Origin of the sequence: Avibacterium endocarditidis (assembly GCF_965138825.1) — a bacterium.
In the GTDB taxonomy this organism is placed as follows: Bacteria; Pseudomonadota; Gammaproteobacteria; order Enterobacterales; family Pasteurellaceae; genus Avibacterium; species Avibacterium endocarditidis.
Genome location: NZ_CBCSDH010000013.1, coordinates 1 through 22,120 on the forward strand (window position 1 = coordinate 1; position 22,120 = coordinate 22,120).

At 44.1% G+C, this 22,120-nt stretch carries 18 protein-coding genes and 1 pseudogene; 7 read left to right on the forward strand and 12 right to left on the reverse strand.

The window, feature by feature from the left end; all coding sequences use genetic code 11:
• Positions 1-422: 422 nt before the first annotated feature.
• The 5 genes from murI to gmk all read right to left on the reverse strand — a co-directional run bounded on the left by murI (position 423) and on the right by gmk (position 6,526).
• Complete coding sequence (murI, locus tag ACNAV8_RS08380) at positions 423-1,211, reverse strand: glutamate racemase (protein ID WP_415777561.1); 789 nt, start codon at positions 1,209-1,211, stop codon at positions 423-425.
• 75 nt (positions 1,212-1,286) lie between these two features.
• Positions 1,287-3,368, reverse strand: a complete 2,082-nt coding sequence (gene recG / locus ACNAV8_RS08385; RefSeq protein ID WP_415777562.1) for an ATP-dependent DNA helicase RecG — start codon at positions 3,366-3,368, stop codon at positions 1,287-1,289.
• The gene (gene spoT / locus ACNAV8_RS08390) at positions 3,368-5,491 is read right to left on the reverse strand and encodes a bifunctional GTP diphosphokinase/guanosine-3',5'-bis pyrophosphate 3'-pyrophosphohydrolase (protein WP_415777563.1); all 2,124 of its coding nucleotides are present in this window, start codon (positions 5,489-5,491) and stop codon (positions 3,368-3,370) included. Before spoT ends, recG begins: the two co-directional genes overlap by 1 nt.
• A gap of 75 nt (positions 5,492-5,566) precedes the next feature.
• On the reverse strand, positions 5,567-5,833 hold the full coding sequence (rpoZ, locus tag ACNAV8_RS08395; RefSeq protein WP_103855460.1) for a DNA-directed RNA polymerase subunit omega: 267 nt from the start codon (positions 5,831-5,833) through the stop codon (positions 5,567-5,569).
• Between the two features lie 66 nt (positions 5,834-5,899).
• On the reverse strand, positions 5,900-6,526 hold the full coding sequence (gene gmk / locus ACNAV8_RS08400; protein WP_103855461.1) for a guanylate kinase: 627 nt from the start codon (positions 6,524-6,526) through the stop codon (positions 5,900-5,902).
• A 282-nt stretch (positions 6,527-6,808) separates the two neighbouring features.
• Here gmk and gapA point away from each other — a divergent pair, with 282 nt between their 5' ends.
• The 4 genes from gapA (at position 6,809) to nrdG (ending at position 13,633) form a co-directional block, all read left to right on the forward strand.
• Entirely contained in the window at positions 6,809-7,813 is a 1,005-nt protein-coding gene (gapA, locus tag ACNAV8_RS08405; protein ID WP_103854106.1) for a glyceraldehyde-3-phosphate dehydrogenase, read from the forward strand.
• Positions 7,814-8,123: 310 nt separating this feature from the next.
• Complete coding sequence (locus ACNAV8_RS08410) at positions 8,124-9,920, forward strand: AMP-dependent synthetase/ligase (RefSeq protein ID WP_415777564.1); 1,797 nt, start codon at positions 8,124-8,126, stop codon at positions 9,918-9,920.
• Between the two features lie 301 nt (positions 9,921-10,221).
• Positions 10,222-12,348, forward strand: coding sequence for an anaerobic ribonucleoside-triphosphate reductase (gene nrdD, locus ACNAV8_RS08415; RefSeq protein WP_415777566.1), 2,127 nt, complete (start codon positions 10,222-10,224; stop codon positions 12,346-12,348).
• Between the two features lie 814 nt (positions 12,349-13,162).
• Complete coding sequence (nrdG, locus tag ACNAV8_RS08420) at positions 13,163-13,633, forward strand: anaerobic ribonucleoside-triphosphate reductase-activating protein (protein WP_103855644.1); 471 nt, start codon at positions 13,163-13,165, stop codon at positions 13,631-13,633.
• A gap of 100 nt (positions 13,634-13,733) precedes the next feature.
• Here nrdG and ACNAV8_RS08425 read toward each other — a convergent pair whose 3' ends face one another.
• Positions 13,734-14,636, reverse strand: coding sequence for a LysR family transcriptional regulator (locus ACNAV8_RS08425; protein ID WP_103855645.1), 903 nt, complete (start codon positions 14,634-14,636; stop codon positions 13,734-13,736).
• 108 nt (positions 14,637-14,744) lie between these two features.
• On the opposite strand from ACNAV8_RS08425, the pseudogene ACNAV8_RS08430 reads away from it, so the two are divergent.
• Together ACNAV8_RS08430 and ACNAV8_RS08435 are read left to right on the forward strand one after the other, a co-directional pair.
• Positions 14,745-15,886, forward strand: a pseudogene (locus ACNAV8_RS08430) (NADH-dependent flavin oxidoreductase).
• Positions 15,887-15,955: 69 nt separating this feature from the next.
• On the forward strand, positions 15,956-16,873 hold the full coding sequence (locus ACNAV8_RS08435; RefSeq protein WP_415777567.1) for an alpha/beta hydrolase: 918 nt from the start codon (positions 15,956-15,958) through the stop codon (positions 16,871-16,873).
• A gap of 142 nt (positions 16,874-17,015) precedes the next feature.
• Here the strand turns inward: ACNAV8_RS08435 and ACNAV8_RS08440 are convergent, their stop codons facing one another.
• Complete coding sequence (locus ACNAV8_RS08440; RefSeq protein WP_103855291.1) at positions 17,016-17,603, reverse strand: NAD(P)H-dependent oxidoreductase; 588 nt, start codon at positions 17,601-17,603, stop codon at positions 17,016-17,018.
• Between the two features lie 215 nt (positions 17,604-17,818).
• Positions 17,819-18,628: a 2,5-didehydrogluconate reductase DkgB gene (gene dkgB, locus ACNAV8_RS08445; RefSeq protein WP_245872569.1), complete on the reverse strand. Its 810-nt coding sequence runs from the start codon at positions 18,626-18,628 to the stop codon at positions 17,819-17,821.
• A 186-nt stretch (positions 18,629-18,814) separates the two neighbouring features.
• Between dkgB and ACNAV8_RS08450 the strand changes: the two genes are divergently transcribed.
• Positions 18,815-19,720: a LysR family transcriptional regulator gene (locus ACNAV8_RS08450; RefSeq protein ID WP_103855292.1), complete on the forward strand. Its 906-nt coding sequence runs from the start codon at positions 18,815-18,817 to the stop codon at positions 19,718-19,720.
• Positions 19,721-19,794: 74 nt separating this feature from the next.
• On the opposite strand, the gene ACNAV8_RS08455 is transcribed toward ACNAV8_RS08450, so the two are convergent.
• The 4 genes from ACNAV8_RS08455 to ACNAV8_RS08470 form a co-directional block, all read right to left on the reverse strand.
• The gene (locus ACNAV8_RS08455; RefSeq protein WP_245872570.1) at positions 19,795-20,301 is read right to left on the reverse strand and encodes an ABC transporter six-transmembrane domain-containing protein; all 507 of its coding nucleotides are present in this window, start codon (positions 20,299-20,301) and stop codon (positions 19,795-19,797) included.
• Positions 20,288-20,638 carry an ABC transporter six-transmembrane domain-containing protein gene (locus ACNAV8_RS08460; RefSeq protein ID WP_245872571.1) on the reverse strand — a complete coding sequence of 117 codons (351 nt, stop codon included), beginning with the start codon at positions 20,636-20,638 and terminating at the stop codon, positions 20,288-20,290. Before ACNAV8_RS08460 ends, ACNAV8_RS08455 begins: the two co-directional genes overlap by 14 nt.
• On the reverse strand, positions 20,623-21,072 hold the full coding sequence (locus ACNAV8_RS08465; RefSeq protein WP_103855293.1) for a MarR family winged helix-turn-helix transcriptional regulator: 450 nt from the start codon (positions 21,070-21,072) through the stop codon (positions 20,623-20,625). The genes ACNAV8_RS08460 and ACNAV8_RS08465 overlap by 16 nt, the downstream gene beginning before the upstream one ends.
• A gap of 105 nt (positions 21,073-21,177) precedes the next feature.
• Complete coding sequence (locus ACNAV8_RS08470) at positions 21,178-21,870, reverse strand: putative quinol monooxygenase (protein WP_415777568.1); 693 nt, start codon at positions 21,868-21,870, stop codon at positions 21,178-21,180.
• Positions 21,871-22,120 lie beyond the last annotated feature (250 nt).

Below are 22,120 nucleotides of genomic sequence, written 5' to 3' on the forward strand. Positions count from 1 at the left end.
CAGCGTTCAATCTGAGCCATGATCAAACTCTTCAGTTTAATCTTTCTCAATTCGTACACTAACAAAGCTCTGTGATTTCATTTAAAATCACTATGAATTTCAGTTAAGCACTAATTGTTCTAAATCTTTTAAATTTTTCCAGAATCAACAAGTGCCCACACAGATTGTCTGATTGATTGTTAAAGAGCAAAAAAAACAACGACGCGAGGTGTATTTTCAACTTGTTTACAACGTCGCGTCGTTGTGTGCAGCGTATTATAGGGATTTTTGAAATCGATGCAACCCCTTTTTGCAAAAATTTTTAATTTTTTTGTTGTTTGGTTATTCTCTCAACGCCTTGAGGGTTTATCATCCAATTTTTGCTGAAGAAATGTAAAGTGCGGTCTAAATTTGGGGGGCTTTTTGTACCGCACTTTGTTTCTTTATTTTTCCATTGATAAGGTTTTTAATTCAATAAACTCAAATTGTTCAAACACATTAAGTAGCAAATGTTGTTCTTGCGTGCAATAAACCTTATTCGGTTTTGTGCTTTGCCCTGTTACTTCGCCCAAAAGATCTTTAACTCGCTTTGCTATCGCTTTACTCGGATCAAGAAAATATTTCACTTGGGGCAAACTTGCCATTAGCTCTGATTTCAGGAAAGGGAAATGGGTACACCCCAAAATAACCGTATCCAATGCCAGATCTTCTCGCCAATCTTTGATTTCTAACAAAAGCCGAATGGGATCAACCGGCTTACCTTGCAATTTTTCCTCTGCCATTTTGACTAATTCGGTACTGCCCAGTTTGCTTACTCGGCATTCACTCGCATAATCTTGAATTAACTTGTCCACATAAGGGCGTTTCACCGTGCCTTTCGTGGCAAGCAACCCGATGACACCGCTTTCGGTTTTTTGTGCGGCGGGTTTAATGGCAGGAACTGTTCCCACAATCGGGCAGGTAAAAGCATCACGCAATGAGGGCAACACGACCGTGCTTGCGGTGTTGCAAGCGATAACGATGAGATCCAGCGGGTAATCCTGTTCAATTTTTTTACAGATCGCGACACAACGTTCAATGATGGCTTGCTCTTCTTTTTCAGAATAAGGAAAAAATGCGTTATCGAGGCAATAAAGATAGTGGCAATTTGGTAGCAGCGTTTTCACTTCGCGATAGACACTTAAACCGCCGATGCCCGAGTCAAAAAAAAGAATGGTTGGTGAATTTGTCATTAATTATTGAAAATCAAATTGATGTTGCGTCGATCTTATACCTTCGCTCGCTATATCTCAAGCAAAAGGCTCGTGTTACGCATTGGAATAAATGGTTTTCTCATCAAGCCAACGCTGAATTAAAGCTTCAGAAAGTTGGGGATATTTCACGATCATTTCTCTGGCATAATGTTGTACAGTCGGGATCATTTTACGATCACGCATTAAATTCGCCACTTTAAATTCGGCCACGCCCGTTTGTTTTGTGCCTAACACTTCCCCCGGCCCACGAATTTCCAGATCTTTTTCCGAAATATAGAAGCCGTCTTGGCTTTCACGCAATACTTGCAAGCGTTTTTTCGACACCTTACCAAGCGGAGGCTTATACATTAAAACACAGAAAGATGCCGTACTTCCGCGCCCAACTCGACCACGCAACTGGTGAAGTTGAGATAGCCCAAGGCGTTCGGCATTTTCAATAATCATCAAGCTGGCATTAGGCACATCTACACCCACTTCAATCACGGTGGTTGCCACCAATACATCTAACTCGGCTGCTTTGAAACTTGCCATAATCTCTTGTTTTTCAGTGGGTTTCATTCGCCCGTGAACTAAACCGATGCGTAAATTTGGCAGCGCTTTGGTTAAATCTTCCCAAATGGCTTCCGCTGCTTGTGCTTCCAGCACTTCACTTTCATCAATGAGCGTACAAACCCAATAGGCTTGCCGTTTTTCATTCACGCAAGCCTGATATACGCGTGCGACAATTTCTGCACGGCGCTCTTCTGAAATTGCAACAGTGGTAATCGGCGTTCGCCCTGGAGGTAATTCATCAATAACTGATGTATCTAAATCCGCATACACCGTCATTGCTAAGGTACGCGGAATAGGGGTGGCGGTCATAATTAATTGATGAGGGTAATTGCCTGATTTTTCGCCTTTTTCCCGCAACATTAGCCGCTGATGAACGCCAAAGCGATGTTGTTCATCAATGATCACTAAGGCTAAATCGTGAAATTCCACATCTTGCTGAAATAGGGCGTGCGTGCCAACAATCATTTGCACCTCACCCGCTTTCATTTGTTCAAGTACCGCTTGGCGTGCCTTGCCTTTCACTTTGCCAGCCAGCCAACCTACCTTGATACCAAGCGGTTCAAACCACGCTTGGAAATTGGCAAAATGCTGTTCCGCCAAAATTTCTGTCGGCGCCATAAGTGCCACTTGCTTTTGATTATCGATCGCCACCAAGGCTGCCAACGCAGCAACAAGGGTTTTTCCTGAGCCAACATCGCCTTGCACCAATCGCATCATTGGGTAGGTATTTTGCAAATCCTGCTCAATATTCTGCACCACGCGGCATTGTGCATTAGTGGGGCTGAAGGGCAAACGCTGTAAAAAGCGAGATTTGAGATCCGTTTGATATTGCAAGGGCAGAGCAAAAAACTGCTGAATATTTGACCGCACTTTTTGCATTGCTAAATTATGCGCTAATAATTCTTCAAAAATTAACCGCACTTGTGCGGGGTGTTGCCCTTTTTCCAACATTTCTAAAGAAACATCAGGCGGTGGGCAGTGCAAAAATCGGATCGCCTCTTTCAAACTGTATGGATAAGGATTAAATTCATCAGGCAAAATTTCGGGCAACTGAATTTTATCAAGCAAAGCCAGCGCTTGATCCGTTAATTTGCGTAAAGAATTTTGTTTTAAGCCTTCTGTGGTAGGATAAATTGGCGTCAGGGTTTCAGCCATTACCAAAGGGGCATCATCACGAATAATTTGATATTCAGGGTGATGAATTTCTGCCATAAAGCGACCTCGTTTGATCTCGCCAAAGGCTTTCACTTTCGTTCCCACTTGAAAGCTGTTTCGCATTGCGGCATTGAAATTGAAAAAACGTAAGGTTAATTTTGATGTGCCGTCCGACACTACTACAGTTAAAATTGGGCGGCGTCCAAATTGCACTTCGCAAAGCTGAACCGTGGCGCTAATTGTGGCATATTGTTCAGGGCGAAGATCGATTATGGGCGTAATTCTTGTGCGGTCTTCATAACGGCTAGGCAGATGAAAAAGCAAATCTTGCAGATTATTAATGCCAATTCGGCTCAATTTTGCCGAAACTGCTGCGCCTACACCAGAAAGTGTAGTCAGCGGAACTGCACCAAGAATTTCCGTAGCCATTAGCGATTTATATTACGTTCAATGCTGACAAAACCTGGTAAGGTTTTGATTTTACGCATAATTTGACTTAAATGATGGGTATCTTTTGCCGTGAGCAACACCACGATTTGATATAAACGGCCGTCTTGTTCTTCCGTCCAAATGCTGTGAATATTGCTATCCATCGCGGAAATATTAGAGGTTAAATTCGGCAGCGCCCCTTGCTGATTAATCATTTCAATGCGTAATTCGGTTTCAAATTCCACTTTGTTATCGCTTTTCTCCCAAGTAACTGGGGTGAAATGTTCAGGATTTTCTTTTCGATTACGCAAATTTGCACAAGCCTCGTGATGCACCACTAGGCCTTTCCCTGGGCTTGCGTATGCCACAATTGGATCACCCGGAATTGGGTGGCAACATTGCGCAAAGGTGGTAAGCAGGCTTTCATTGCCATTAATGGCAAAAATATTTTTATTGTTGCTAAGATCGCCGTCTGTATCAATTTCAATGCTTTCACCTAATAAACGATAGGCAATCACCGCACTCATTTGGTTACCTAAACCGATTTCCGCCAATAAATCTTCAAAACGATTAAGTTTTAGATCGCTTAATAATTCATCAATACGTTGCTCAGGGATTTGTTCTAATTTATGTGGTAACAACGCATTAGTAAGTTGGCGTTTGCCAAGAACGATCGCCGTATCTGAACGCAGATTTTTCAAGGCGTGGCGAATATTAGAACGGGCTTTTGCGGTTACCACAAAATTCAGCCAGCCCACATCAGGTTGTGCTGTCGGTGCGGTAATAATTTCAATAGTTTGCCCTGATTGCAGTGGCTGTGAAAGGGGATAAGGTTTGCGATCCACATTGGCTGCGATACAGGCATTGCCAATGCCAGAATGCACCGCATAAGCGAAATCTACTGGGGTGGCACCCACTGGCAATTCCACAATACGCCCTTTCGGGGTAAACACATAAATCTCTTTCGGGAAAAATTCTGATTTGACACTTTCAATAAATTCAAAAGAATTACCCGCACTTTGCTGCAACTCAATCAGACTTTGCAACCAGCGCTGCGCGCGAATTTGTGCGGTGGTGCTATCATTCTTACCACCTTGTTTATACGCCCAATGCGCCGCCACGCCCATTTCCGCGGTTTGATCCATTTCTTCCGTGCGAATTTGCACTTCCACCGGAACGCCGTGTGGGCCGATCATCGAAGTATGCAGGGATTGATAGCCATTTGCTTTCGGCACGGCGATATAATCTTTCACTCGCCCCGGACGTGGCTTATACAAACCGTGCATTTGCCCTAGCACTCGGTAGCAAGTGTCCACATCTTTCACCACTGCACGGAACGCATAAATATCCATAATGGAATGAAATTGCTGATCTTTTAAGCGCATTTTTTGATAAATGGCATAAAGATGTTTTTCTCGCCCAAATACGCGCGCTTCAATGCCCACATCTGCTAAACGCCCTTTGATTTCATCAGAAATCCGTTCGATCATATCTTTGCGGTTACCGCGTGCAATTTGAATGACTTTTTGTAAGACGGCATAACGCTGTGGGTGCATTGCTTCAAAGCCGAGATCTTCCAGTTCATTTTTGATATGTTCGATCCCTAAACGATGGGCAAGTGGGGCGTAAATTTCCAAGGTTTCTTTCGCAATTCTACGCCTTTTGTCAGGGCGTAATGCGCCAAGGGTACGCATATTGTGGGTGCGGTCAGCCAGTTTGATCAGAACAACGCGAATGTCTTTGGTCATCGCCAAAATCATTTTGCGGAAATTTTCCACTTGGGCTTCTTGGCGGGTACGGAATTTGAGCTTATCTAATTTAGATACGCCTTCCACAATTTCAGCAACACTCGCGCCAAATTCTTCTTTGAGTTGTTCTTCGGTGTAAGGGGTGTCTTCAATCACATCGTGCAACAATGCGCCCATCACGGCTTCATGATCTAAACGCATTTCTGCAATAATTGATGCCACCGCAACAGGGTGAGTAATGTACGGCTCGCCACTGGAGCGAGATTGTCCTTCGTGTGCATCTCGTGCGATAACGTATGCACGTCTTACTAATTCAATTTGTTCAGGCGGTAAATAGCCTCGGATAATATGCTCTAAACGTTCAAATAAGTACAAAGGACACCTAACTTTTTATTCAAATTTTATTGCCAATGATAAAAATGGAACAAAAAACAACCGCACTTTTATCGCTTATGAAGATAATAAAGACACTGCGTGATGCTCTGTTGCTTCTTGCTCTAAAGCATCTTGACGCTCGTGCGCATTCATAATTTCGTTGTTAATCAAGCCTTTTTCAATTTCACGCAAGGCGATTACCGTTGGTTTATCGTTATCTTCTGGAACTAAAGGTTCACGCAAATGTAATTGTAATTCTCTTGCACGGCGTGCTGCGGTTAAAATTAAATCAAAACGGTTACCAATTTGCTCTACCGCATCTTGCACTGTTACACGAGCCATAAATTTACTCCAATCAGTTAAAATTCTTCAATAAATAAAAGGGATCTAATGATACTAAAATGTCAATTATTTTGCCAGTAATTGATGAATTAAAGCGATATTTTGCGCTTGTTGATAACTTCTAGTTAAACATTCCGCACGCAAAATGTGTTGTAAATCCGCCACGGCTTGCTCGAAATTATCATTAATAATCACATAATCATATTCGTCATAGTGGGACATTTCACTGGTGGCTTTTGCCATACGATCAGCAATGACTTCTGCGCTATCCTGCCCGCGTCCAATTAAACGGCGTTCCAATTCTTCAACCGAAGGGGGCAAAATAAAAATACTTTTAACCTGCGGTAATTTAGCGCGAATTTGTTGCGCCCCTTGCCAATCAATATCTAAAAAAACATCAATGCCCTGCGCCAAACTTTTTTCAATAGTCGGCAAGGACGTACCATAATAATTGCCGCCAAACACTTTGGCATATTCCAAGAACAAATCTTGTTCGATTAGACGTTCAAATTCGTCTTTACTGACAAAATGATAATGCACACCGTCCACTTCACCGGGGCGCGGCGCACGCGTGGTATGGGAAACAGAAACCATCATTTCACGCCCATTGTCTTTCGCCAATAAGGCGGCGATTAAAGACGATTTCCCCGCGCCACTTGGGGCTGAAATAATATAAAGGTTACCTTGGCTCATTGTTTATCCTTACATTTTCATCAAATTTCGTTCATTATGCCGATAAATCGGAAAAAAATCATTAGAAGTGCGGTATTTTTTCATTTAATTTTAACAAAATAAAAACAAGCTAACTGGCTGATCCGCAAAGTTTTGATGTAGATCACAAATGTTTTACGGTTTTCTTGCGAGTTAGTTTCACCCTACCTAAAAAGCGTGCTATAATCCACCGCGAACGGAAAATAGAATGCTTTCTATGCACCGTAACCCTTTTGTTTAACTTAAATTATAGGTGAAAAACTTATGGCTATTAAAATTGGTATCAATGGTTTCGGCCGTATCGGTCGTATCGTATTCCGTGCAGCACAACAACGTGATGACATCGAAGTTGTAGGTATCAACGACTTAATTGACGTTGAATATATGGCTTATATGTTGAAATATGATTCAACGCACGGTCGTTTCGATGGCACTGTTGAAGTGAAAGACGGTCATTTAGTGGTGAACGGTAAAACAATCCGTGTAACTTCTGAGCGTGATCCTGCAAACCTTAAATGGAACGAAATCGGTGTTGATATCGCAGTTGAAGCAACAGGTATCTTCTTAACAGATGAAACTGCTCGCAAACACATTGAAGCTGGCGCGAAAAAAGTTGTTTTAACTGGTCCTTCTAAAGATGCGACGCCAATGTTCGTAAACGGCGTAAACTTTGATACTTATGCTGGTCAAGACATCGTTTCAAACGCATCTTGTACAACAAACTGTTTAGCACCATTAGCGAAAGTAATTAACGACAAATGGGGTATCAAAGACGGTTTAATGACAACTGTTCACGCAACAACTGCAACGCAAAAAACCGTTGATGGTCCTTCAGCGAAAGACTGGCGTGGCGGTCGTGGTGCTTCTCAAAACATCATTCCATCTTCAACAGGTGCAGCGAAAGCAGTAGGTAAAGTAATTCCTGAATTAAATGGTAAATTAACTGGTATGGCATTCCGTGTTCCTACACCAAACGTGTCTGTAGTTGATTTAACTGTAAACCTTGAAAAACCAGCAACTTACGCTGAAATCTGTGCAGAAATCAAACGTGCTTCTGAAAACGAATTGAAAGGCGTTTTAGGCTACACTGAAGATGCAGTAGTATCAACAGACTTCAACGGCTGCGCATTAACTTCTGTATTCGATGCTGAAGCAGGTATCGCATTAACTGATACTTTCGTTAAATTAGTATCTTGGTACGACAACGAAACAGGTTATTCAAACAAAGTATTAGACTTAGTAGCTCACATTCACAACTACAAAGGCTAATTAAAAACCCTTTAAAATTAAGCCGCACTTTTAAAGTGCGGTTTTTTTTCGCCACATTTTTATTGCTGTAATTGATTATCTCTGATTTCCCTGCCTACTTTTCGCTAAGAATATCCTGTCTTTTCTAGATAAAAATGAACAGCTGTTCGCTCGCTAAAACTGTTATATTGCTCACAAAATCACTGGTTATCCGTAGTTTTCAACGGATTTTTCTCGCTTTTTCTTTCATTAACGATTATATTTAGCCTTACAGCTGTACGCTAAAACTCAGCGATTTGTTAAAAACGATTTGTTAAATAGGAAAAGAAGAATGACAAATACCCTTGATTTTCATTTTGTTAGCCGCTTTCAACAGCAGGCAAAAACATTAAAAAATAACACCGCACTTCGTTATTTTGAAAATCAACAATGGCACGATATTTCTTGGGCAGACTTTCAACAGCAAGTAAACGCCCTTTCTCTTGCGTTGCTTGCTCATCATATTGATGTACAAGATAAAATTGGTATTTTTGCACACAATATGCCGCGCTGGACAGTCGCTGATATTGCCACTTTGCAAATTCGCGCTGTTACCGTGCCTATTTACGCCACGAACACCGCACAACAAGCAGCATTTATCATTAATGATGCCGATATTAAAATTCTGTTTGTTGGCGATCAAGAACAGTATGATCAGGCGCTACAAATCGTTGCAGATTGCCCGCAGTTACAACATATTGTCGCGATGAAAGACAGCATTCAACTACACGATCACCCACTGGCTTGCCATTGGGCAGACTTTATCGCAACAGGCTCGCACACGAATTCCGCAGAATTACAACAGCGTCTTGATGAAAAACAACTCAATGATCTATTTACCCTGATTTATACTTCTGGCACTACAGGTGAGCCAAAAGGCGTAATGTTGGATTATGCCAACCTTGCTCATCAGCTAAAAGCTCACGATCAAGCATTGAAACCGATTACAGAACAGGACGTTTCTCTTTCTTTCCTGCCGTTCTCTCATATTTTTGAACGTGCGTGGGTGGCCTATGTGCTACACCGTGGCGCGGTGAACTGTTATCTTGAAAACACCGATCAAGTGCGTGCAGCGTTAAGTGAAATCCGTCCTACATTAATGTGCGCCGTACCACGTTTTTATGAGAAAATTTACACCGCGATCCACGATAAAGTGCAGCAAGCGCCAAAGCTTCGCCGTGCCTTATTTAACTGGGCAATGAGCGTGGGACATCGTTATTTTGATCGTAAAAGCCAAAAACAACCCATTCCATTTTGGCTTAAACAGCAATTTTTCTTAGCGGATAAATTGGTGCTGAGCAAATTACGCAACCTACTCGGTGGACGTATTCGTATGATGCCCTGTGGCGGAGCAAAATTAGAACCTACCATTGGGCTATTTTTCCACAGCATTGGCATTAACATTAAGCTAGGCTATGGTATGACGGAAACCACCGCCACTGTTTCGTGCTGGGAAGATGATCATTTCGAGCCAAATTCTATCGGCAAGCTAATGCCGGGTGCGGAAGTGAAAATTGGCGAAAATGATGAAATCTTAGTGCGTGGTGAAATGGTAATGCGTGGTTATTACAAAAAACCAGAAGAAACAGCTGCCGCTTTTACTGCTGATGGTTTCTTAAAAACTGGTGATGCAGGTCAATTAGATGAACAAGGCCATCTTTACATCACTGATCGCATCAAAGAGCTGATGAAAACCTCAAACGGCAAATATATTGCGCCACAGCACATTGAAGGCAAAATCGGTAAAGATAAATTTATTGAGCAAATTGCCGTGATCGCTGATGCGAAAAAATATGTTTCCGCCTTGATCGTGCCTTGTTTTGCTTCCTTGGAAGAATATGCAAAAAAGCTCAATATCAAATATCAAGATCGTATGGAGTTAATCAAACATTCCGAAATTATTCAGCTTTTTGAAAAACGCTTAAATGAATTACAGAAAGAGCTAGCGAGCTTTGAACAAGTGAAGAAATTCACCCTGCTACCACAGGCTTTCACTACCGCAATGAACGAAATTACGCCGACCTTAAAACTACGCCGCAAGGTGATTTTAGAGCGTTATAAAGCACAAATTGAAAAAATGTATAAGTAATAAAGTGCGGTGATTTTTCACCGCATTTTTATTATCAATTTTTTCCCTAACCGCAAAAATTGCTGAATTTTCCACCGCACTTTTATTTTTATAAACTTTGATCTAAATCAATAAAACAAAACATTTATTGAGAACAATTCTCATCAACAAAGATAAAAATAGCCCAGTAAAATCAACTCATTCACTCCATTTCGTTCAAAAAACAAGCTACAAAACCCTAATTTTTGTCTGTTGAATTTAGCAAAATATCTATATATAGTGCTTTCAGAATTATAAAGACACAAGATATAGGGGTTTTACAATGAGTTCGTTTTTTGTGATTAAACGCGATGGTTCACGCGCACAATTTGATATTCAGCGCATCATCAATGCTATTCGTAAAGCGGCATTGGCGGTTGGCATTGAGCAGGACGATTATTGGCAAAAAATGGGGCAACAGGTTGCCAATGGCATTTTTGCTAAGTATCAGCAGGAAATTGACATCCACGACATTCAGCTACTGGTTGAAAATCAGTTAATGGCGAGCGATTATCCGCAAGTCGCACGAGCTTATATTGAGTATCGCCACGATCGTGATTTAGCACGGGAAAAACGTAGCCAGCTCACGCGTGAAATTGAAGGGCTGATTGAGCAAAGCAACGTGGAATTGCTCAATGAAAATGCCAACAAAGACGCGAAAGTGATCCCAACGCAGCGGGATTTACTGGCAGGCATTGTGGCGAAACATTATGCCAAGCGTTACATTCTGCCGCGTGATGTGGTGGAAGCCCACGAAAAAGGGGAAATTCATTATCACGATTTGGACTACGCGCCATTCTTCCCAATGTTTAATTGTATGTTGGTGGATCTTAAAGGAATGCTCACCCAAGGTTTTAAAATGGGTAATGCAGAAATTGAACCACCGAAATCTATCGGTACGGCAACGGCAGTTACCGCGCAGATTATTGCCCAAGTCGCGAGCCATATTTACGGCGGCACAACCATTAATCGCATTGATGAAGTGCTTGTACCCTATGTACAACTGAGTTATGAAAAGCATTTAAAAACCGCCCAGCAATGGAATGTACCTGAGCCTGAAAATTATGCCAAGGCGTTGATTGAAAAGGATTGTTTTGACGCGTTCCAATCCTTGGAATATGAAGTGAATACGCTTCACACGTCCAACGGGCAAACCCCTTTTGTTACCTTTGGTTTTGGTTTAGGCACGAGCTGGCAAGCGCGTTTAATTCAGCAAGCCATTTTACGCAACCGCATTCGTGGCTTAGGCAAAAATCACAAAACGCCCGTCTTCCCGAAATTGGTTTTTACTATTAAAAAAGGCGTAAACCAACAAGCTAGCGATCCTAATTACGACATCAAACAACTGGCGTTGGAATGTGCTTCTAAACGAATGTATCCCGATATTCTCAATTATGAACAAGTGGTCAAAGTAACTGGCTCTTTCAAAGCACCAATGGGTTGCCGCAGTTTTTTAGGCGCGTATGAACAAGACGGTGAATTACAGCACGATGGACGCAATAACCTTGGCGTAGTTAGCCTGAATTTACCGCGTATCGCACTTGAAGCCAAAGGCGATGAGCAGCGTTTTTATGCCTTACTTGATGAACGCCTTGCTATCGCGAAAAAAGCCTTAATGACGCGCATTGCTCGCCTTGAAAATACCAAAGCACGAGTTGCCCCTATTTTATATATGGAGGGGGCGTGTGGCGTGCGATTGAAAGCTGATGACAACGTGGCAGAGATCTTCAAAAATGGCCGTGCTTCCATTTCCCTTGGCTATATTGGCATTCACGAAACCATTAATGCGCTTTATCCGCAACATCATATTTATGATGATGAACAATTGCGACAAAAAGGCATTGCGATTGTGGAGTATTTAGCCCAAACCACCAAACAATGGCGACAAGAAACTGGCTACGCGTTTAGCCTTTATTCCACCCCAAGCGAAAATTTATGCGACCGCTTCTGTCGTTTAGACACCAAACAATTTGGCGTGATAACTGGCGTAACCGACAAAGGCTACTACACTAACAGCTATCATTTAGATGTGGAGAAAAAGGTCAATCCTTACGACAAACTGGATTTTGAAATGCCTTACCCACCATTGGCGAACGGCGGATTTATTTGCTACGGCGAATACCCTAATATTCAGCACAATCTCAAAGCCTTAGAAGATGTGTGGGATTACAGCTACGACCGCGTGCCTTACTACGGCACCAACACACCGATTGATGAATGTTATGAATGCGGTTTCACCGGCGAATTTCACTGCACCAGCAAAGGCTTCACCTGTCCTAAGTGCGGCAACCACGACAGCGAAAAAGTTTCCGTCACCCGCCGAGTCTGCGGCTACCTAGGCAGCCCAGACGCCAGACCGTTTAATGCAGGGAAGCAGGAAGAGGTGAAAAGACGCGTGAAGCATTTGTAGGTGGGGAATGGCGTTTTATTTTGGGGTTAAATTTTGTTTTATCGTCAAATCGCTTTTTTCTTTGTAATTAAGAACGAGTTTAGCTCGTTGAGCGACCTACTTTCTTTTGCTTGCTCAAAAGAAAGTAGGCAAAGAAAAAGGCACCCGACTAAATTGCTTATCTTCATTTTTAACAAATTTTCTTAACGAAAAGTAAGTCCATACTCGCTGCACTGCGTTCAGGCGTTACTTTTCTAAAAATTTGTTAAAAATGAAGGCAATTTACACGGGAGATTAATTCATTATTTTTTCCAGATCATAGAGGGGGATTTTAAAGCCCTTCTGAAATAAGTGGGGAGATACTGTATTCAACCCCAGATTTTATAAAGCGGGAACTTTCAAGCCCCTCTTTAGTAAAGAGGGGTTGGGGAGATTTGTTCTGGAAAGTACTTCGCCACCTACGAGCCGTAGGTAGTTAGATAACACAGCCACACCGTGGCTGGGGCGAGAAAATTTTCTTTGTACTTTCTAACTTCTAACAAATTCAAAGAATTTCCACCGCACTTTAAATTTGCCCTAACTGAATTTCCCCGTCCAAACCGCCCGAATGGAGATAAATTTTTAGAAAAATCACACCGAGCGAGAGCGTAGCGAACATCAGGCTGATTTTTCGTTAAGAAAATTTTATTGGAATGAGGAAAAGCGGTTTGATCGGGGTTCCCTTTTCTTTGCTTCCTTTCTTTTGGGGAAGCAAAAGAAAGGAAGTCGCTCAACGGCGAAACCCGTTATTAATCACAAAGAAATAAGAAATTAACCTGAATAAAAAACAAACACTATGAACTACCTCCAATATTACCCCGTTGACATCGTAAACGGCGAAGGCACGCGTTGCACTTTATTTGTGAGTGGCTGCGAACACGCTTGCAAAGGCTGTTACAACCAAAAAAGCTGGTCATTCAGTGCAGGGGTTCCCTTTGATAAAGCGATGGAAGATCAAATTATTCGCGATCTACAAGATCAACGCATTAAACGGCAAGGTCTTAGCTTATCAGGCGGTGATCCCTTACACCCTAGAAACGTGCCAACCTTGCTCGCCTTAGTCAAACGCGTCAAAAGGGAATGCCCAGAGAAAGACATTTGGCTTTGGACAGGCTACAAACTCGCCGAACTTAACGATCTTCAACGCCAAATGCTGCCTTATATTGATGTTCTCATTGACGGCAAATTTATCAAAGAACAAGCCGATCCTTCACTTATTTGGCGTGGATCGGCAAATCAGGTGATTTATCGGTTTAAGGTGGAGTGAGATTTTGAGTAACTGAAAGACATTTTGCGGAAGTATGGCGAAGAAATGCCCAGCTTTAAAAAAGCCAAGCTTATTTAAACTTGGTTTCATACTTTTTACATCACTTCCAATCTGCCTGAATAGCTTCCCCTATACTCTCCCTCAGCCCCTCTACCACCGCTTTAATCTTCGGCTGTAAATTCATTTTCTTCTGCCACAGCACATAAATCGGCACGGGTGGTAAGGCGGTTTCGGGCAGAATCACCGTTAGCTGTTCCGTTTGCAGATACGGGGCAATCAGCCAGTTGGGCAGGTAGGCGATGCCCAGATGGTTGAGTGCCAGTTTGAGCATGGCATCACCGTCATTGCTTTGGTGCTGCAGGGCGATGGGGTAATCCGTGGGGATTTTTTCGGCGTTGTATAGCCGCCATGCTTTGCCGCTGCCTGATATGCAGGGAAATTGGCGCAGGTCGGCGGGCGATGTCGGGCAGCCGTTGCCACGTAAAAATTCGGGGCTAGCACACAGCAGATTTTGTGTTTCGCCAATGGGCTGGGCGATGATGTCGCTTAAATCGCCCAGTTCGCCAAACCGCACGGCAATGTCCACTTGTTCGCCAATCATGTCCACTTTGCGGTCTTGAAAACTCAGGTGCAGATGCAGTTTGGGGTAACGTTTCGCCAAAGTCATGAGCTTGGGCAGCAGGCATTCCCGTCCAAAGACGGTGGGCATATCGATGCGGACGGTGCCAATGGGCTGGCTTTGTTCGCGCGAAAGCAGGGCTTCTGCTTGTGTCAATTCTTCCATCACACGCAAACAGCTTTGCCGATATAACTCGCCTTCGGCGGTGAGGGTGATTTTTCGGGTGGTGCGGTGAAAAAGCTGGGTGTTGAGCCGCTGTTCCAAGCGGGCAATGCTTTTGCCGACCGCTGACCCCGTGAGGTTGAGCCTGTCGGCCGCGGCGGTGAAACTGCCTGCTTCTGCTGCGGCTAAAAATTCTCGGATACCTGAAAACCGTTCGTCCATTTTCGCTCCATTGTGGAATTTTATTCTATAGTCTTTGGAATTTTATCATCTTTATCAACCAAAAAGAATCAATATAATGATTCCATCTTTTTTTGATGGAGTAATTCGATGAATCCGAAGTATCAACCCCTTTTTCAGCCTTACACCTTAAACAATGGCGTGACCATTAAAAACCGTTTTACCGTTGCCCCTTTGACCATTTATGACTCAGGGCCAGACGGTGAGATGACGGACGCTGGCCGCCGTTTTTGGCACGACCGTTTTGAAGGTTTTGGCTTATACATCATGCCGTTTACCAATGTTCACCCCAGTGGGATTGGCTTTGAATCGCCCAATGCCTTTGACGAACGCCATTTGCCGACTTTGCGCGAATACGCCGACATGGCACACGCACGGGGGCGAAAGCGGTGGTGCAAATAGCCCACAGCGGTTTCCGTGCCGACCCCAGCATGACGCAGGGGCATGAGGTGATTGCCCCCACCGGTGATGTATTTGGCCGAATCCGCACCATGACGGCACAAGAAATCACAGACATGGTGGGGCATTATGCCTATGCCGCCGAATTGGTGCGGCGGGCAGGTTTTGACGGTGTGGAAATTCACGGAGCCAATGGCTGGCAGATTCAGCAATTTTTTTCCGCCGCCACCAATTTACGCCAAGACGAATGGGGCGGCAGTTTAGAAAAAAGAATGCGTTTTCCCCTTGCCATTGTCGATGCCATTGATGCCATGCGGCAAAAACATCAGCGTCCTGATTTCATCATTGGCTACCGTTTTTCGCCTGAAGAACCAGGGGCAGACGGCATTACCATGAAAGAAACCTTGGCACTGGTGGATGCCTTATTAGCAAAACCGCTGCAATACCTGCACATCTCTCTATGGGATTTTTACAAAAAAGTCCGCCGCGGTGCCGCCCCGCGTTTCACCCGAATGCAAGTGGTGCATGACCGCATCAACGGCCGTCTGCCCTTTTTCGGTTCGGGCAACCTTTACACCGCTGACGACATGCTCAAAGCCTATCAAACAGGCTGGGTGGAAAGCGTTTCCATTGGCAAAAGCATCATGCTCAATCCGCAGCTCATCAAGCTGATTGAAAACGGCCGTGAAGATGAAATTGAAACCGCCTTTGATTGGGAACAAGCCAAGAAATACCGCTACACCCCTGCCATGTTGCACGGCACACAAATGGGAACGGATTTCTATCCGCCGTCAAAACAAAACGGCGTGCGTTACATCAGCAACCACTTTTAAAAACCCATAAAAAAAGCACCGCACTTTCAGGCAGCCTGAAAGACGGTGCGATATAAGAGAGAAAACCCCATGAAAACACTCAATATTCCAACCAAAACAGGCACGGTATTACACGGTGCCTTATTCTCCGAACGCCCTGCCGATACTGTCGTCATCGCCATCACAGGCATACACGGCAACTGCTACTCCAACCTCTTTTATTACACCATTGGCGACACCCTCAGCCAGCACGGCATTGACTTTATCTACGCCCAAACCCGAAATGCCTTTGGCAAAATAGACATCATCAACCAAAAAAACGGCCAAAAAGAAACCATCGGTTCATTTAACGAAAACTTCGCCGACACCCTTGATGACGTGCAAGCCTATATCGATTACGCCGAACAGGCAGGCTATCAGCGCATCATCTTGGCAGGACATTCCCTCGGTGCGAACAAAGTCATCTACTACCTCTCACAAACCCAAGACAGCCGCATCGACTGCTTTATCCTATTAAGCCCCGCCAATGTGCCCCATTTAACCAACGCCATCAGCGAAAACGAACGCCAATACATCCGCCAGCAAATCCAAAACGGACAAGGACAGCGTCTCCTGCCCTTTGAACTCTTTGGCTGGCTGCCTGCACTGGCCGACACCGCCTACCAATGGCTCTATTCCGACCTGCTCAACAACGTTCACGTTGAAACAGACGGCGACTTTTCCCAAATCCGTTCCATACAACACCGCGGTGCATTGCTCATTGGCACGCTGGACAGATTTACCTACGGCGACCCCAAACATTTCCTGCAAAACATCAATATCCACTTTCCCCATAGCGAGGAAAACACCCTGATATTTATCGAAAAAACAGGGCATACCTATCAACAAAAAGAACAAGAATTGGCCGACCGACTATTGCACCTCATTCAAACATGGCAGGCGGACTGGGCGTGTCCTGAATTGGATGCTGCCCTACCTCCAGCAGTTTTTTGCCCAAAACATCATTAGAAAAATAAACGTCCCCAATGGGTGGTTTGTGGAGAAGGTGACATAAAAAAGCTGCCTGAAAGACGGTTAAGTTTTCAGGCAGCCAAAAAGAAAAACCCGAGTTCACTATTCAAACTCGGGTTTTATTCATTCATTAAAACGATTACGCCGCCTTACCAAAAACCGCCGCCAAATGCTTGCGGTAATTCTCAATATACAGCGGCACATTCGGTGATTTAATCACGTCATTGCAGATAAACGTTGGCAGCGCTGTTGTACCAATAAATTCGTTGGCTTTGTGGAAGTGGTTGTACACACCGTCCACGCCCACGCCGTCAAAGAAATCGCCTTTACGGGTGAAGGCTTCAATCGGCGCGTTCCAAGTGAGCGAAAGCATATGTTTACGCCCTTGCAATAATCCGCCTGTGCCGTAGCCTTCGGTAGGGTTCACGCGGTGGCGGCCATCGCTTTGGTAGATTTTGCCGTGTCCAAAGGTGAACACTTCGTCAATGTATTTTTTCACGATCCAAGGCTCGCCCATCCACCAACCTGGCATTTGGTAAATCACCACGTCCATCCAAAGGTATTTTTCGATTTCCGCTTCAATGTCATAGCCTGCGTCAATGTGGGTTTCTTGAATGCTATGTCCGAGTTCGGTGAGTAGTTTCTTCGCTTCTTCGTGTAATGTCGCGTTAAGTTCACCGTGAGAATGACCAAAAGATTTTCCGCCGTTAAGTAATAAAATGTTCATAATTTATCCTTGATTATTGATAACTGTTGTTTGATATGAGAATTATAAGATTAAGATTATTTAAGAAAAAGCACTTAATCTGCAAATTATTTTTGCGAAATTAGCAAAAATTTGTGCTATTGCACTTCTTTTCACTTATCTCTAAGAAAAAGTGCGGAAAAAAACACCGCACTTTTCTTTGCTAAAACAACTTAAAAATTCAGACGGCGTTGGGTTTAGTCGTCCCATTCCGCAGCCAAGCCTTCAGGGCTAACTTCACGGCTACCGCGGTCTAGCGCGTTGATCATTTCAATTTCTTGATCGCTAAGTTTGAGTTCTAGCGCTTTTAAGTTAGAAATTAAATTTTCTCGTTTGGTTGATGAAGGAATCACCGCAAAACCGCGTGCCAATGCCCAAGCCAGTGCCACTTGTGCGGTGGTTGCGCCATGTGCTTCGGCAATTTGTGTCAATACAGGATCCTTTAACACTTTGCCATAAGCCAACGTCATATACGATGTAATGGCAATGCCTTCTTTTTGCAGAAAATTCACTAAGTTCGGGTTTTGCAAATAAGGACTAAGCTCAATTTGATTAGTGGCGATATGCTCTTTGCCCACTGTTTCAATCGCTTGTTGCGTTAAAGCGATGTTGAAGTTAGACACGCCGATTTGCTTAGTTAAGCCCGCTTGTTTTGCTTCTAATAACGCATTCATATAATCAGGCAATGCCACGCCATTGCCCGGCGCTGGCCAATGGATTAAGGTTAAATCCACTACATCAGTACGCAATTTACGCAAGCTGTCTTTTAGGCTTTCCGCCAATTTTTCTGGGCTGTAATTGTCCACCCAAATTTTGGTGGTTAAGAATAAATCTTCACGCGGCACACCGCTTTCCGCAATGGCTTGCCCCACTTCCGCTTCATTGCCGTAAATCTGGGCAGTGTCAATGGCACGATAGCCAACCTCTAACGCATTTTTTACTGAATCAATCACGGTTTGACCTTGTAAACGGAAAGTCCCCACACCGAATTTTGGAATTGTCATCATAAGTTCTCCATTATGTAAATTAAGTAAATTTCGCACCTTGTGTGCTTGATGTAGGGCATTATACGGCATAGATTTTTGTGAAAAAGAGCCTAAATCGCAAATTATATTTGCTTATTTTGCGAAAATGACTTGTCTATTCTATGGCTTGGCGCTAATCTGTAAGGAAATTTTTTAAGGAAGTATTCAATGAAACTGAACCTAGACGCCTTACATACTTTCGTACAAATTGTAGATAAAGGCTCAATTAGCGCAGCGGCACAAAGCCTGAATTTGCCAGTTTCCGCGGTCAGTCGCAGCCTATCAAAATTAGAAAATGACTTAGACACGGTTTTACTGCAACGCAGCACAAGGCGAATGTATCTGACCGCTGAAGGCGAATTATTATTACAACAAGCACGGCAAATCCTAGACAGCGTACAAATCGCCGAAGAAAAATTGTTGGCACGCAAAACCGATGCCAGCGGGTTATTGCGCATTAACACCGCCGCTCCCGTAATGCGGCACGTTTTAATCCCTGCCTTAGCGGAATTTTTACAGCGTTATTCTCGCATTGAATTAGAACTGAACAGCAATGATAACTTAATTGATTTGTTGGAAGAACGCACCGATGTCGCCATTCGGATAGGTGCGTTGCAAGATTCCAGTATGCACGCAAGACTATTGGGCAAAACAGCGATCCGCATTTTGGCTAGTCCCGAATATTTAAAACAGCACGGCGAAATTCATAATGTCGAACAATTATTACAACATCGTTTATTAGGCTTCTCTCAACCCGCCCACTTAAACCAATGGCCGATATTAGACGCCAGCGGGCAAATGCTCACCATTCACCCTAGCGTTACCGCTTCCAGCGGCGAAAGCTTGCTTGCGTTGGCACTCAATCATACTGGCGTGGTTTGTCTATCGGATATGATGACGGAAACCGCACGGCAAAATGGTGAACTAGTTGAAGTTTTACCCGATCTACGCCAAACGGTTTTACAGCCCATCTACGCCGTTTATTACCGCCACTGCCAACTCACCGCCCGAGTCGCCTTGCTGATTGATTTTTTGAGCGAGTATTTGCCAAAGCAGGCGTGGTGCGTGCGATAGCCTGTTCAGGCAACCTAAAAAGAAAAACCCAAGTCCACTATTCAAACTCGGGTTTTTATCAAGACGGTTTTTCCTCACCCCACCTGCACCCTTTGCGCAATGTCTTTTAAATTACTGTAGTTTTCCACCAAACGCGGCGCATCATCCAGCGCCATGGCGAACATCCACAAATAAGTCGTTATCGAATAAACATGCCCAGCGCTTTGATAGCCGTGCAGGCTTAAATAAACAAAGCTAAAGCCAAACAGCACACTCATCGCCGTCCCAATCAGAAAATAGCCCAAAGCCTCACGATTAGAAATCAGCACGCGCAAACGCGCCACCAAACGATAATGCCGCCAAAGACGGTTGGCATCACTTTGGCGGATATGGTGATTATCCTGCTCCAGACGGTTATTCAGACGGCCATAAAGCCCCTCACTCATTCGGGAAAACCACGGCAGCAGCGACAGAAACAGCAATAAAATCAACAAAGAAAACAGACCAATCGGCCATTCCAACACCATTAACATCAGACACGCCCCCGCAATCGACAAAATAGAGGTGATGGACTGCGGCAAATGTTCCTCAAAGAAATTCAACAAACTCCCGCGACAAAGCCACTCTTGCGGTAATGGCAGAAACAGAAACCGCCTGCGCCCGCTGTTTTAAAATCACGGGGACGGCGATTTGCGTATAAATATGAGTAAATGCACGGGTATCGACCGAACGGCGCAATCCGCCAATGCCCCACATCAACAGCACCAACAGGCCATAAGTCAGCGACTGCCACACTTGCCCATTCATCACCGCATTGACGGCAAAACCGCCAAATAAGGGATAGCAAAGAAACAGCAAATTTTCCGCACCGACCAAGGCAAAAGTGGCCAGTAATAAGCGGAAATGGTTCTGACCGATATTTTTCAGGCTTTGCCACATGATGCCTGCTCCACATGCTGGGCAAATACTTGCTCAAACTGCTGTAATAGCTGACACAGCTGGCGCGTATTTTCCGCACCAAACTGCTCAAAAACCGTCTGGCTTAATTGCTCAAAGGCCTGCACCAAACCGTCCGCCTGTGCTTGGCCTTTTTCGGTTAAAACCAACCATTTTTCCCGTCTGTCCTTTTCGCTGTCCTGAATGGCAATCAAGCCCTGTTCCTGCAATTGTTTGCACAGACTAAACACCGTCTGCTTGGACAATTGCCATGCCTCGCTGATGTTTTTCTGCGTCAAACGCTGCTCTTCTGACACCGCAATGCCATACAGCACGGCAAAACGGTTGTAGGGAATGCCCTGCTTTTGCAGCCAGCGGTCATATAAATGTTCGATACTGCCCATTTGCTGAGCAAGCTGTTCCAGATGATTGCGCATAAAAAAGTCCGAAAATTGACTAAAAAGCCATTATAGTCAATTTTCAGACTAAATCAAGAGTAAAAAGATAGACAGTGGGGTTGAGAAGATATTTTCAGACGGCCTTTAATACCGAAAACCGCCCTGATTGCCTACCACTTCAGCCTTAACCTTCAGCATTTCTTTTTCTTCCACCATCTCCGCCGTCTTGGTCAAATATTCCTGAAAATGCGGAGTTTGGCGGTGTTGTTCATAGGCCTTGGCATCGGCATAGATTTCAAAAAATAGCCAATGATTCGGGGCATTTTTCTCCGTGCCTGCCGCCATCAGCCAAACGCCGTTTTCTTTGTCCATCGCGATTTGCATTTCATTTTTCACTATTTGGGCAAACTCGCTTTGATACTCGGGTTTGACGCGGACTTTCACCAAATTGGTCTGCATGGTTTCTCTGGGCGTAAAGGCTTTCTCTGCCCAAAATTGCAGGGTTAATGGGGTGAATTTTTTATGGTCGGTAAGAATTTTCGGCGATGCTTGCAAAAAATACTGGTATTGCAGTGAGTTTTTATGGGTTTGGTAAGCGGCTTCATCGGCGTATAACTCCAGCATATAGCCGAGTTGCGGATTCTCTTGGGATTGTAAGGCAATCATCGCCAACGTGCCTTTTTCGTTTTTGAGGGAGGTTTGGATATTGTGCTGTGCCACTTGTTGATAGGCGGCATTTTGGCCTTCGGCAATGCCAAGTTCAAAGAAGTTCATGATGGGGGCTGCCTGAACGCTGAGGCTGGCTGAAAGGGCAAGTGCGGTCATGATTTTTTTCATGGTTTTTCCTCAAAAAAACTGCCCTAAAACCATTCACTCCCCGAAACCGCCATTCACTACGATGGCTTATACCTCTACTACCCCCACCGCCGCCAGCATTCACCGCTATTTAAAGCGTTGGTGGAGGTGTTGCAGGAGGAAGAATAGGGCTATTTCCCCAAAAATAAGGTGTTTCGTATATAATAAACGTATTGCCCTGAATGAGAAGGGATTCCCCTTCTACAATTTGATTATCCTCCCTGAAGGAACA